Raw genomic sequence first — 13920 nt, 5'->3', positions numbered from 1 at the left:
CTAACCTACCGTAACCATTAAACCTATATATTATAAGGGGAAGCTTAGAGTCTTCAACTTCTCAACCAACTGGTAAGGAGCAGACCGTTATGCCAGAATCAGTTTTGCCGATGCCGATCATTTTGTGGCAAGTCGTATTGCTATTAGTCGCGATCGCACTGGAAGCTATAGTTATGTACCGGAGGCTAGGAATCAGCCGCAGAACCAGTGTTCAATATGCTATTTCAATTAATCTAATCTGGAGTGTCGTCGGTTGGTTAGTTTGTTTTTTACTTTTCTACCTGCTATCTCCAGAATTAAAAACTCAGCTCATTAGTTTTATTTTTTTTGGTCACACTCTGGATTTTCCCCGAGAAAACTTAGGTTTAATTATTGCTTCAATTGGCATTGTTATCTTCTTTGCTGCCTTCCTAATTAAACTCAAGGGACTAGAATTATTAGAAGCTTTTCTACAGAGTTCTCAAGATTCTGCTGATTCAGGTAACAGACCACGCCTAACAGATCGGCTTAATCGAGCAATTGTTTATACCGATGCTAACGAAGCCATGGTCGTTTTCTTGGCTAATGCCTATAGCTGTAGTGCCATTTTAGTACTAATGTTTCTTCGTTATTTGATGATCGACGTTCAGGGCTAATATTTATTATGAAATTTTTCGGCAACTTAATCAAACTTATTGCTGAAATCTTCCTGGTCAAATGGCTGCTAAATACTTTTAAACCACCTGGTTTTTTTTCCTGGCAGACCCTATTTTGGCTCAGCATATTTTCCTACTTTATGTCAGTCCTGGCAAATTCGTCTGGCTTAGGACGTCATTTTCTAGCCAATATGGGTTGGCTGTTTTTAATCTTAATGGTTGCCTGGTGGGCGAGTACTGCTAAAGATTTGAAAATCGGTGGTCCAAATGGGATTCACTTGGCTCCCTGGATTACTGGGGCGCTGTTAAGTGTTTATATCTTCGAGATTCTGGGTAGTAATAGAGGGCAAATTACGCCAGAGACTATAATCTTCTGGCCAATAATCTCGGCTCTGTTGGTGGCGATTGCCCTGTTTGTGGGAGAAGGATTCAAACTAACAGCTCCGCCGCCGGATAAGCGTCAATTCCTAGTAATTTTATTAGGTACTCAGGTACTCTTAAGCTGTTGGTTACAGTTTTACTTTGTGGTACAAAACTGGTTAGAACAATACCCTAGTATGCTTGCTGACGACTTAAGTGAAAGTGCTTTCTTGGTGAAACTGGAATCTCCACAGTCCGCAAGACCTAGAGGAGCTGCTATCTTGGACTTGATGGGTTCGGAGTTAGAAAAGCAGTTCAGGGATATGCCTTGGTCACAGGTAGAACGAGTACTTCTACCAGAAGAGCGCAATAAGTTGATCAATGAGGTGAAACAGAAAGCTCAACAAATCATTGCCCCAGTTGAGGAAGACAAGTATTGGGAAATTACTGATAAAGTATCATCTCAGGGTTCTGGATATAACTTGGAACTGAGGGCGATTTGGCAAGGGCCTCGTTTAAAACCTCAACAAGAGTATTCTTTGGCTAAGTCTTGTCAAATGACTCAGGTTTTCCCACAAACTGGTAATGCAAATAGCTCAGTTACTAATGTTGAGTGCGGCCCAGTTAGGGGCTGGGGAATCGGCAACCCTGTAGTTATCAATATCCCCAAAATACCTGATATTCCATAAAACTAAGTCTTGATTAGATAATGATTTGAGGATCACAATTGGAGGTGAGGGGTGAGTTTGGGCAGAATTTGGGCAATCGCCTCCAATGGTTTTCGGGAAGTGATTCGCGATCGCATCTTGTATCTCATTGGTTTGTTTGGTCTACTGTTAGTAATTGCCCAACGACTTTTACAGGAAGTAGCAGCAACTACAGAGAATAAAATTTTTCTAGACTTTGGTCTGGCGGCAATTGGTATCTTTGGCGTAATTGTTGCTGTGTTTGTCGGTAGCAGTTTAATCAGCAAAGAAATAGAAAAGCGCACCGTATTGGTCTTAATTTCTAAACCAATCAGCAGTGCTGAATTGATTATTGGCAAACACCTGGGGCTATCTGGCGTTCTCGCCGTGCTACTGGTCGCCATGACCGTAATTTATCTGATTCTCCTCAGTTTATCTAAAGTTGATTACCCACTGGTTAGCATCCTGGTGTCAACGGTTTACCAGTTTTTAGAGTTATCTCTAATTACAGCAATATCTCTATTATTTGGTGTATTTACTAGCCCCATCCTAGCAACACTGCTTACCTTTGGGGTTTATTTGATGGGTTCTTCCAGTCGCGATTTAGTAGATTTAGGTAAATTGAGTGAAGACCCTGGGATTAAAATATTTACTGAGGGTCTTTATCTGGTCTTACCAGATCTATCGCGCCTCAATTTGAAAAATGAGGCAATTTACAGTCTCTTGCCCTCCCCATTGACGCTGCTTGCTAATTTAGCTTATGGTCTTCTCTACACATTCCTCGTCTTAGCAATCACGATCTTAATCTTCTCACGACGTGAATTTTGAGGCGGTCTTTATCATAGTAATCTCAGGGAGAAAATCAACAGTCAGATAATTAGCTATATCAATAACAATAGAGATTTTTAACTAACAATGCTAGAGCATAAATTTAAGCAATTAGAAAAAATATTTTCTGAAATGGAACAGGCTTTAATTGCCTACTCCGGTGGCGTCGATAGTACTTTAGTTGCTAAGATTGCCTACGATGTTTTGGGTGATCAGTCTCTCGCGATAACTGCTGAGTCTCCTTCGCTACTTCCAGAAGAATTAGAAGATGCCCGTATCCAAGCCGCCACCATTGGTATCACTCATGAGATAGTCCAAACTCATGAAATGGACAATCTTAATTACACCTCAAACCCCATCAACCGCTGCTATTTTTGCAAAAGTGAACTCCACGACACCCTGAAGCCTTTAGCACTACAGCGAGGCTATCCCTATGTGGTGGATGGGGTAAATGCCGACGATTTACAAGACTATCGCCCAGGAATTCAGGCGGCCAAAGAAAGGGGGGCACGATCGCCTTTAGCCGAAGTGGGTTTAACCAAAGCCGAGGTGCGCCAACTCTCTAAGCAATTGGGACTTTCTTGGTGGGATAAACCAGCGCAACCTTGTCTAAGTTCCCGTTTTCCTTACGGTGAAGCAATTACTGTCGGTAAGCTACAAAGGGTAGGGCGTGCAGAAATCTATTTGCGTAAGCTGGGTTTTTCCAATCTGCGCGTTCGTTCTGAGGGAGACACAGCCAGAATTGAGTTGCCGCCAGAGCAAATTAAGCAGTTCGTCTTAGCGGTAGAGTTACCCCAAGTAGTGGCAGCTTTTCAGGAGTTTGGCTTTGTTTACGTCACCCTAGACTTAGAAGGTTATCGCAGTGGCAAGCTAAATCGTATCTTAAAACCGGAAGAGTTGGGCGTTAGAGCCTGAACTTATTGAGTAATAATCAGGACTTACGCAACTGGCACAGCGTGAGCGCAACTTTATAGTATTTATGTACTATGTCAAAGTGGCGTACCCAGATGGCATTGCTGAAATTAGTAACAGTGATTGGCTATGTTAAGTATTCTTCAAATCATGAGAAAATTAGTTGAGGACGCATAAAAAAATCTTTTAGTTGATGAGATTTACTAAACTTAACTATTGTCAGTATTTGTTAAGTAGTCAAATTAATTATACTCTGACAAATTTGGCAGAGCATCTAGAGCAGATTAGCCATGATAAAATCAACCGCTATCTCAAAAATGAAAAGCTAACACCGCGCCTACTTTGGGATAATCTCAAAGATATCATCGAAATAAATAAGAATTCATATGTCGTGTTTGATGATACAGTACTTGATAAACGACATGCCACAGAAATAGAGACAAGTAAACGGCAGTATAGTGGCAATGAACATGGTGTTATCCAAGGAATTGGTGTCATAAATTGTATATATGTCAATCATGAACTCGGAAAGTTTTGGGTAGTGGACTATCGTATTTATGACCCAGACCGAGATGGAAAAACCAAGATAGATCATGTAATAGAGATGCTACAAAACCTTGTGTATCATAAGGTTTTGCCGTTTCAAGCTGTCTTGATGGACACTTGGTATGCAACCAACAAACTGATGTTATATATTGATGGTTTAGGGAAATATTATTATTGCCCTCTGAAACGTAATCGGCTTGTTGATGATACGTCAGGTCAAGAAAATTATAAAAAAGTTGATTTGTTATCTTGGGATGAGCAGGAGTTGAAATCCGGTAAAATAGTTAAAATAAAAAAGTTCCCAGGTGCTAAAAAAGTGAAACTATTCCGGGTGACTGTCTCCACCGACAGAACGGATTTTATCGCTACAAACGATTTATCTCAAGATTCTACGGACGTTGTACAAAAAGTGTGTAAGGTTCGATGGAAGGTTGAGGAGTTTCATCGAGAATTAAAACAATTGACTGGGATTGAATCGTGTCAATGTCGCAAGGGTCGCCTTCAAAGAAACCATATTGCCTGCGCTATTTTAGTTGGGCTTAGACTCAAAGATTTAGCTTATAAAAGTAGTCAAACAATTTATCAAATTAAACATGGATTATTGTCAAATTATTTAGTTCAGCAACTCAAACGTCCGGATGTTCCCATGTTTGTCCTCTAGTTGTTTAGCGCTTGGCGCGGCGTAGCTACGCCCTTGCTTGTGACAGTTGCGTAAGTCCTGATAATTTTATGTTGGCGATCGCTTACCTACACCCAGACTTTGAAGACATAGAGAAAATATACAAGATAGCAAGCTCCAATCAAGCCAATACTGATTTTCCCTGGAAGAGATTTGTAGGTTCTAAACAGAATCACACAACCCACGATCACAACTAGTATTTCTAGCTGGGTAACAATTCTGCCGTAGTAATTAGGATCCCAATAAGAAACAGGGCTTCTAAATCGCCAATCAGAAAAGGGAAAGAAATGACGGTGGGCATCATCGTGGTGCAGGGGTAAATCGCCCAACACATGCAGCATCATGCTGGTAAAAAGCAATCCTCCTACTTGGGAATTAACCCACACCGATATCAGTAATCCTACTAACATCAGTGGCACTGAGTTAAATAAGTCAATCAAATTCTGCCAACTTTCCTGATAGTAGGATTGAGTCCAAATTATCCGCTCTGGCTTACCCAGAATAATCTTCTCAACAAAGTAAAATAGGAACATTGGAGCATCTGGTAAAACTGCCCCTAGCACAACAGGCGTGAGGATTTGGGACTGATCGCGTCGTCCTAAACAGAGTAAATTGACAACGACATGAGCAGGAGTATTCATCTAGAGAATGGGTAATAAATTATCTGAATTAAAGGTCAGATTGTTTTATCCCAAGCTAGCACTTGTTGCTTGAACAGGGATATTATTATTATCGAATAATACATCGTAAAGGAGCAAACACTGTGTCAGACGATGCATTACAATTCAATCCAACAGCTAATATTTACATCTCTTATGCATCCTCGGAGCAAGCTTTACTCGATGAGTTACTCAAGCATTTAGCAGCTTTGCCGTGGGATAATATTGCTATTTATTCTTATCATCAAGGACAAATTTCAGAACTTAGGCAAAGAGAGGAAATTGAATCACGGATTAATGCCGCTGATGTAGTTGTGATCATAGTGAGTTCTAGCTATCTTGATTCGGTGGATAGGAGAAGATGGGAGTTAGATGAAATTGCCGGAAAATCCGTTGTTATTGCTATCAATTTAAGTCCTGTTAGCTTAAAAGCTTCCCAATTACAAAGAATTTGTTCTGCATGGCTTGATTATTCTTCTGTTACCTCTCGGTCAGGTCAGCTGGAGAAATTAAAAATTGCAGCAGCAACTATTTATGAAAAAGTATCTTTCTTAAACTTGCTACACCCTGAAGCTGGTGAGGTTCTAGATGACATTAAAACAATCGGTGAATCCTATTCTTCTAGGGGAGTAGAGGTAGAGGCGGGTGTAAAATATGGAAAACATGTTAATGTAAACATTGCTAAAAGTTCTCTATCAGTTGAAGAATCTCAGAGATTACAACACTCTGCTACTGAATATTCAGAGCCGTTTTTCAAAGAACAACTTGGGCAAGTTTATCGAATTTCAGAAATTTCTCAACAACCTACGAAGACTAACAAAGACCTAGTAGATTGCAGCGTCTTTAGTCCTCCGGCTGTTGCTTGCGGCGATATTTTTTTAGTTCAAGTTTTTGTCCATCTCCCTGAGCAAGCTGAAATTGCCAAACAACAAGCACAAGAGTTTGACTCAGATGCCAAACAATTAGGAGTAAGAAGTTTAGGAATTCCTCTTGAACGAGGAACAGAACTGACTTTTTATCTCTCTATTCCTAAGCTTGAAGTTGATGAACCCATTCAGCAATTAAATTGGCAGGGAAGAGCCGAATCAGTGCAATTTGGAGTAACGGTTCCTGATGATTTGAGTCAGAAGACCGTGATTGGAACTATTACTGTGAGTCAAAATAGTATTCCCCTTGGACATCTGAAATTCAAACTATCGATTATTTCTACTGCCTCTACTGCAAAAGAACCCCAACCCCTAGGAGATGCGGCACGAATCTACAAAAAAGCCTTTGTTTCTTACTCGTCAAAAGACCGTAAAGAAGTCCTAAAACGAGTACAAGGACTTGCTGTTACTGGAATTGAAGTATTTCAGGATATTTTGAACCTAGAACCAGGCGATCGCTGGGGGAAGGAACTCTATCGTAATATTGATGAATGCGACCTTTTTCTGTTGTTTTGGTCTACAGCCGCTAAAGAGTCGGAGTGGGTGCTGAAAGAGGCATTATATGCTCTGGAACGGCAAGGTAAGGATGGATTAAATCCGCCTGAGATTATTCCTGTGATTATTGAAGGGCTGCCTCCTGTTTCTCCTCCGAATCAACTGCAACATCTTCATTTCAATGACAAACTTCTTTATTTAATAGCACTGTCTAACTCAAGGGTAGGTACTTGTCTTATGTCTATGACTATTGCAGATTTAGAGCAATTACAAGCCGAGCATCCTGATTGGCAGATGGAGTTAGTAGAGGGGAATATTTTAGTTATGGGGCCGTCTGATTACGAGTCAGAGGAAATTGGTTCTCGGTTGTTGACTTTCCTTAATAATTGGGTGATGCCTCGTCGTTTGGGTCGGGTGACAGGCTCTAGTGCTGGTTTTATTTTGCCTAGTATAGAAGAAAATGGGAGTAAAAATGGTGAGGAGCAACCAAGAAATCTCCGCGATCCAGATGTGTCTTTTGTTCGAGCGGATAAACTTAAGAAGACTAAGCGCGATTTTGTGGAACTGTTGCCAGATTTGACGGTTGAAGTGAAGTCTAAGACTGACAGAATTAAGCCGCTTGTAGAAAAGATTGAGTTATTTTTGAAGCTCGGTACTCAGGTTGGTATTTTGATTGACCCGGATAAGTTGACGCTTGCTGTCTATCGTTTAAATCAGCCTGCTGTTGTACTCAAAGATGGAGATACTCTGACCATTCCAGAGTTACTACCAGGGTGGGAATTAGCTGTATCAGAATTATGGCCTCCTGAGTTTGACTAATGAATTGGGGATGGTTGATAAGATGGGTTTTTAGGGTTAGCGATCGCTTTACTCACTTCGCGATCGCCCTACATTCCTTCTCTTCTCTTATCGGAGACGTTCCGCGAACAGGCCCTAGTGCAGGCGTTGCTGTTAACGAAGCGGGACGAAGTCCAGGCTAGCGCAGATCGCAACTTTTATAGAACCCATTTGGGATCTATCTAGCCATTTGCCAGTCTTTTGAGCATCAGTCGGACAAAACAAAGATTAATTTTGGTGGTAGAATTCTCAAGAGTTTTTTCAAAGTTCTTGACCAAACTTTTACATCTCTCCATCCAAGAATTGCTTCTTTCAATAACCCACCTTGCTTTGACTGGAACAAAACCTGTTTTTCCTTCTTTTTCTTTTTGGGTTTTGTCTGGTTTGGCTGATAGATTAAATCTAATCTTGGTCATTATCTGGGGATAAACTTTTTTCAACTCTTCTGCCAATTTTTCAGGATGATATCCGTTGTCAAGAAGGATAGTAATTTTGGGAATATTGACAGGTTTAGATTGGAAATAATCAATATTATCTGAGAGCATTTCAATTAAGCCCCGGTCATCGGAAATCGATGCTTTGGTGCAGTGAGTAAAAAAAGGAAATCCCAAAGTATCTACGGCTAAGTGCCTTTTGATGCCGTTTGTTGATTTGTAAAAACAAAAACCAGACGATTCTTTACTAGCATTACAAGTGTTCTTTACCGCCTGTGAGTCAATAATTATTAAGGTTGTCCATAATGGTTTTTTTTAACCTTCTGCCGCAGTTGTCCATGCAGAATATCTCGTATTTTCTCAATTATTCCTTGTTCTCGCCACTGTTTGTAATGCCAAAATACAGTCGAATAGGGAGGTAGATCTTTTGGCAAATCACACCAATTACAACCATTTTTGAGTTGATAGAGAACCCCATCTAAAATTTCCCTCTTGCTCCATGTTGGGGGTTTGGTTCTTTTTTTCTTAGGTAGGAGGGGTTCAATAATTTCCCACTCTTTATCTGTCAAACTGCTTGAATAGCTCATTGTCTCTTAGATCAACTCAAGTTATGGAAGGTGCCAAGCACCTTCGACAAAGAACGGTGCAGGGCAATCACACAGTTCGAGTAAGTTTGTATTCGATAACCAGTATCTTGGATTATTATACCGGAGAATGTAAAGATACCAAATGGGTTCTATAGAGTGGGTTAGGTGAAGTGTAACCCCCTCTATAGATTCCTATTTACGGCTGAGACTTACCAATACCATCGCATAAATGGCGATCGCTGCTCGTCTCATCAAGATTGGTTAGATAATCACGCATTCTATCGCAACCTTTTGCAAGTAAATCGTCAAAGCTTCCCAACTGCCATAACTTAGCGCTACCATCACTTCCAATAACAGCCAGTGTACTACCATCAGGGCTAAAACTAATGCTGGTGATACATTTATCTACCTGAATGTTGCATTCATGGCCTTGAAATTTTGTTAGCAACTTTCTGCCTTGCAAGTCCCACAACTTAACGATATTTTTACTATCTGTACCAACGCTAGCCAGTAAACTGCCATCGGGACTAAAAGCTAGGCTGTCTGAACGTTCTGGTTTTATTTCTCCTAGTAAAATATCCTGTCTTTCTCCCGACATATTCCACTGGGAAACAGTGGCAGCGACTGCCCCGCTAAATGTGTCTTCTGTGACTATTCTTGGCTCATCATTTAGTTGAAATTTGATGCCATATACTGTATAACTAGAGTCAATTTTTGATGAAGATTTCTCCAACTCTAACTTGTCACTATCCAATCTCCATAATTTAGCTAAATAAGTATCAGCTCCATCAGTATCTTCGCTATCAGAACCTAATGTGGCGAGACGTTGACCATCAGGGCTAAAAACGACACCTATGACATTTTTTGAGTGTGCTTTGATTGACCCTAACTCCTTGCCATTCTGGCGGAACAAGCTAACAGTACCATTATCACTGCCAGTAGCAATAATCTTGCCATTAGGGCTAAAACTGATACCTGTGACTTTGCTTGAAGTGGCAGGAAATTCCGATAATTGCTTGCCACTGGGGTCGAACACACGGATAGTGGTACCGTCATTACCTACAGTAGCAACAGTCTTACGGTCAGGACTAAAACTGATATTCTGGATACCGTCTTGCAGAAATTGATATTGGTTTGATTCGTTTGGTTGTGGGACATCTACATCCCATAAGCGTACAGTTCCATTCTCGTCTTGTGTAGCTAGCTCCTTGCCATCTTGACTAAAAATTATACTTTGAACTGTGCCGGAGGGTAATTTAATTTCGTTAAAATTGGTTAATGCACTTTCACCATAAGCTGATAGGTTATAAATGCGAACAGTATTATTAACAGCGAAAGCAACTAGCTTACCATCAGCACTAAAACTATTTATTTGAGCTTCAGCAATATGAGCTTTATCGATTTTATCGATATCTGAAACTACAACTTCTTCCAATTTAGTACCGTTCCAATTCCACATTTTCGTATGAAAGCTGCTTCCATAGATTTCGGTGAATACTATATAATTTCCATCACGACTGAAAGAGACTCGTACCTCTTCAGATGAAGGTTTTATTATATTAGGTATTGGGATTGGTTGGCTTGATAAACCTGACAATATTATCCCATCATCTTTTTGATAAGCAACTATCGGACTGTTATCACTTTTAAAACCAAAACCAACTGTGTTTTTATCCAGTGTTTGGTTGCGGCCTTGTATATTCCACCACCGAACACTTTCATGAATATTTGAGTAGTGTTCCTTATTGTCGTATCCTCTTGTAAAAAATGCCTCACTATTAGGACTAAAACTGAATTCATTAATTCTGTAACCTACCTGAAAATTCCTGCCCAGATTATTTCCATTCCAGTCCCACAGACGAACCTTGCCTGTTGAATCAAGGGTAGCTATTTTGCTACCATCAGGGCTAAAAAAGACGTTATCAGAAGAATCTCCTTTAAATTGATGTCCTGGTAATTGGATAACTGGTTGTTCTTTTCTTTTTATGTCCCATAGTTGGACTGTGTCGTTATGGCTTTTGGTTGCTATCAATAACTGACCATTCGGATGAAAAAACATACTCCGTACTTCCATCCCTTGCATGGGTTTCCATCGGTTACGTTCTCTCATTCCATAGAAAACTTTTCGCAAGGTTTGTACTACTTGCTTCCGTAACTGAGGGTTTGGTGGGACTGCTTGTAACAGAGGATAACTAAAATTTTTTCCTGCCTGTGCGCTACTAATTAGCGCATCTAGTTCTTCATTTGAGAGAAAAAGTGCTTCAGAAGCTTGTCTAGAAGTGCTAATTTGATTTATTACTGCCTTCCTCTGCTCACTTAAAGCCCACCAAGTCAACCTCGACAATACCAAGATTACTACTATCACAGCCCCCCGAAACGCAATAGTATATCTGCGTCTTTGCCAAACGCTTTGCTGTACGAACTCAGTTTCTACCTGGTTAAACCAGTAGTCATAAGCTTTTAGTCTATTTTTTAATACATCCAGGTAAGGGTTTCCATTCCAAAGAAACTGCCTCTTTTTCTCTCGGAGACGTTCTTGAACATTCTTCTTGATTTTGTTTAATAAGTCTTCGGCAGAGTCAATTCTCTTATCGCACCAATCCCAAAAAGGTTCAGTCTTGCCTAATAAACTTGATGACTGTTCCTTACTTTTCCACTCAAGGGCGACTGGTGTTAGTTGCCGTTGTAGGAGTAAATCTCGCTGCTCCTTCTGCTGCCATTGCTGTAACTTATCCCAGCTTCTGACTAAGAAATCATGAGCTGGCTCTACATAAGATTCCCCCGTTGCTTGTCCACTGATAATGAGGCGAGCTTCAACGAGACGATCGATAACTTCTTTGACACGCTTATTTTCTTCATCATCTGCATACACAAACTCTGAGCGTGGTACCCGACGCCGTGCTGACTCTCCACCCTCAGTTGTCACCATTCGCAGCATTACCCGCCGCAAAGTAGCTCTTTTGTCATCATCGAGTAAGTCGTCATATTCTTTATTCGCTCTGCGTGTTAGTGAACCTGCAACACCTCCCTCTTTGTCAAAATCAGCATCAAGTTTTAGGGCGCGATCGCTCGTTTCCTGAAGTCTCCACTTCTCGGCGAGTTTCAGGTAGAGTTCGCTAAGGGTGAAAGATAGCAAGGGTAAAGCTCCGGGCATTTGCCCCACTTCACCAATCAGTCTATCTACCAAGTTAGACGGCTGGAAGTACAAAGCCATCTCTGCTGCCGGACGCTCAATCGCTTGCCGCAACTCATCAGGATACATAGCCCGTACTGGAAATCGTGCCTTTGTCCAGTGAGACTTCAACGCATCCGAGTTAAGGAAGCGAGGTTCAAAATCGGAGCGCAACGTTACTATAATTCGGAGTTGCTCAAGATTTGCACTCAGAGCTTTTTCTAGCAGGCTTAAAAACTGTTGCCATTCCTCTTGCTTGTTCTCCTGCTGAACTTCCTGAGTCGCCTGGTTTGAGGGCTTTTTATGCTGCTGTTGTTGGTTGTTTTGCTTATCTTTTTCCTTGCTCTGACTGAGAGTAATTAACTCTTCAAGTTGGTCGATCGTCAGCAACAGCTTGACACCAGGATTCTTGTGGCTCCATGCCCTCACAATATCAATCAACTGATTGGGGTCTGACTGTAAGCGCAAACTTAGTGGATCGAGGCAATCCGAAACGACTTGCTGTAACTGCTGTTTTTCCGCTGAATTCCGGCATAAAGTATATAGTTCCTCTTCATGCTCAACAATCACCAACTGCTTGGCTTTTTGGGTATCCTGCTTCCACCCTTTAGTAATTGAGATGAGTTTCTCAACTTCTTTTTTCAAACGCAAGGTTTCTGAACTTTCCTCTCCATTGTCATATGAAGAGTCAGCAATTTTTTTGTCTAAATACTCAACTTTTAGTTTCAAAACTTCACTAATAAAATTCAGGCTATCTAAGCGATCGCTGACCTTAAGGAAATTCAGACTATCTGGTTGATTACTATCAGTGACATCAGCAAGAGGCAAAATTGCCTTGGCTAAGGCTTTGAAGGGTTGCTCTCCCGGACGCATGGGCTTGAGAATACGCCAGTGATGAGCATAGTTAATCGGTAAAAATTTCGGGGACACCTGAGAAAAAGCCTGAACTACGGCTGATGTCAGTATGTAAGCGCTAACAAAATAGACGGCAAATACGTCGGATTTTGATAGTTTTTTAAAACAAGGAATTAACCCGGCTTTGACAATACTTGACTTACCAGAACCCGATACCCCTAAAACTACAGTTAGCGGTTGTTTAGGCGCAGAAACTCGAATCAATAATTGTTTAATTAATTCTTTTCTGCCAAAGAAAAATTGGGAATGCTCTTCATCAAAAGACTCTAACCCTCGATAGGGATTGTTTTTTTCATTAACTTTCGGTGCAGGTTTTAATTTTAGTTCAGCACCAGGAGCTAAAAAGATATATTCGCCTCGCTCGTGCTTGGGCAAAGACCATAATCCCGGTGTTTGGCGTTCCTTAGAACCGATTTCTACATGATCGCGCAGATAGAGATAAAGTTCTGTTGCCGTAATTACTCCATCGCCTGCGGGTTGACCATTTTTGCTAGCAGGAAAGACATCCGCTTCACCCTGCAAAGCCCTAAACAACCCCTCAGCAAAGGGTGAGTGATTTGTCCCTTCAACCGTTCCTCGGCTATCACACAAAGTATCGAATGCTTCTTGGTCGTGAGATGCTGAAGTAATGGCTTGCCATGCGGGTGAATTGATAAAGCGATCGTAATGCTCTTTATGAATAACTCTAGGAAATGTTCCCCCTTTCCTAGTACTTGACCAACGGAATCTTCCAGCAAAGCAACAATCAAGAACCACCAGGAAATGACGACAATTGAGCGCTGCTAAATATTTGTATAACTCCTGCATCGGCAAAAGACTGTCTCGTTTTTTGCTGTCAGCATCTAGCGGCACGAGATAGCCTTTTGGCCCCTCATCACTGTTATCAGGTATTCCATGTCCAGCAAAGTAGAATAGTAAACGGTCTTCTTTTGTCGGATTAATTTCTGATGGTAGTCTCTTACTTAATAAATTTAGTAAGTCGTTCAACGTGGGTTGATACTTATTCTTAACAGGCAATTCTTGCCCTTTGAGATACTCCTTATAAGTCTCATCGGCTACCAAAATCACATAGTCATACTTATGCTCTATAGCTAATATCTCTGCTAGCCGTTCAGCATCATATCTTGCCGTCTGTAGCTTTGGGTAATCTTGGTATTCATTAATCCCAATCACGACTGCCAAACTGCGATTAAATTCTGCCATATTCAGCAAGCACCCTTTTTGTATTTGGTTTAACTCAGACTTGTAT

At 41.0% G+C, this 13920-nt stretch carries 11 protein-coding genes and 1 pseudogene; 8 read left to right on the top strand and 4 right to left on the bottom strand.

What is annotated here, in order from left to right; translation table 11 throughout:
* The first annotated feature begins 89 nt into the window (after window positions 1–89).
* The 5 genes from fraC to ACT7WV_RS01825 all read left to right on the top strand — a co-directional run bounded on the left by fraC (window position 90) and on the right by ACT7WV_RS01825 (window position 4628).
* Window positions 90–635 (top strand): filament integrity protein FraC, encoded by a 546-nt coding sequence (gene fraC, locus ACT7WV_RS01845; RefSeq protein WP_445101261.1) that lies wholly within the window; start codon window positions 90–92, stop codon window positions 633–635.
* An 8-nt stretch (window positions 636–643) separates the two neighbouring features.
* Window positions 644–1684: a DUF5357 family protein gene (locus ACT7WV_RS01840; RefSeq protein WP_445101260.1), complete on the top strand. Its 1041-nt coding sequence runs from the start codon at window positions 644–646 to the stop codon at window positions 1682–1684.
* A gap of 51 nt (window positions 1685–1735) precedes the next feature.
* Window positions 1736–2509 carry an ABC transporter permease gene (locus ACT7WV_RS01835; RefSeq protein ID WP_445101259.1) on the top strand — a complete coding sequence of 258 codons (774 nt, stop codon included), beginning with the start codon at window positions 1736–1738 and terminating at the stop codon, window positions 2507–2509.
* Window positions 2510–2596: 87 nt separating this feature from the next.
* A complete protein-coding gene (gene larE, locus ACT7WV_RS01830) occupies window positions 2597–3424 on the top strand; it encodes an ATP-dependent sacrificial sulfur transferase LarE (protein WP_445101258.1) in 828 nt (275 codons plus the stop codon).
* Window positions 3425–3614: 190 nt separating this feature from the next.
* Window positions 3615–4628 (top strand): IS701 family transposase, encoded by a 1014-nt coding sequence (locus tag ACT7WV_RS01825; RefSeq protein WP_445101257.1) that lies wholly within the window; start codon window positions 3615–3617, stop codon window positions 4626–4628.
* Window positions 4629–4714: 86 nt separating this feature from the next.
* On the opposite strand, the gene ACT7WV_RS01820 is transcribed toward ACT7WV_RS01825, so the two are convergent.
* A complete protein-coding gene (locus tag ACT7WV_RS01820; protein WP_445101256.1) occupies window positions 4715–5287 on the bottom strand; it encodes a hypothetical protein in 573 nt (190 codons plus the stop codon).
* 122 nt (window positions 5288–5409) lie between these two features.
* Here ACT7WV_RS01820 and ACT7WV_RS01815 point away from each other — a divergent pair.
* From ACT7WV_RS01815 to ACT7WV_RS01810, 3 genes and pseudogenes are all read left to right on the top strand, one after another.
* Window positions 5410–6897 (top strand): annotated as a pseudogene (locus ACT7WV_RS01815) (TIR domain-containing protein); the annotation flags it as partial.
* Between the two features lie 66 nt (window positions 6898–6963).
* Window positions 6964–7545 (top strand): Uma2 family endonuclease, encoded by a 582-nt coding sequence (locus ACT7WV_RS25780; protein WP_463424207.1) that lies wholly within the window; start codon window positions 6964–6966, stop codon window positions 7543–7545.
* Entirely contained in the window at window positions 7545–7706 is a 162-nt protein-coding gene (locus tag ACT7WV_RS01810) for a hypothetical protein (protein ID WP_445101254.1), read from the top strand. Before ACT7WV_RS25780 ends, ACT7WV_RS01810 begins: the two co-directional genes overlap by 1 nt.
* A gap of 39 nt (window positions 7707–7745) precedes the next feature.
* Here ACT7WV_RS01810 and ACT7WV_RS01805 read toward each other — a convergent pair whose 3' ends face one another.
* The 3 genes from ACT7WV_RS01805 to ACT7WV_RS01795 form a co-directional block, all read right to left on the bottom strand.
* Window positions 7746–8285: a transposase gene (locus ACT7WV_RS01805; RefSeq protein WP_463424206.1), complete on the bottom strand. Its 540-nt coding sequence runs from the start codon at window positions 8283–8285 to the stop codon at window positions 7746–7748.
* Between the two features lie 2 nt (window positions 8286–8287).
* On the bottom strand, window positions 8288–8584 hold the full coding sequence (locus tag ACT7WV_RS01800; protein WP_445101253.1) for a transposase: 297 nt from the start codon (window positions 8582–8584) through the stop codon (window positions 8288–8290).
* A gap of 196 nt (window positions 8585–8780) precedes the next feature.
* On the bottom strand, window positions 8781–13874 hold the full coding sequence (locus tag ACT7WV_RS01795) for an nSTAND1 domain-containing NTPase (RefSeq protein WP_445101252.1): 5094 nt from the start codon (window positions 13872–13874) through the stop codon (window positions 8781–8783).
* Between the last annotated feature and the right edge of the window lie 46 nt (window positions 13875–13920).

This window comes from Symploca atlantica LB2515, assembly GCF_052546295.1.
Note: the sequence above shows the minus strand (reverse complement) of the source record. Positions and strands in the feature narration are given on the sequence as shown.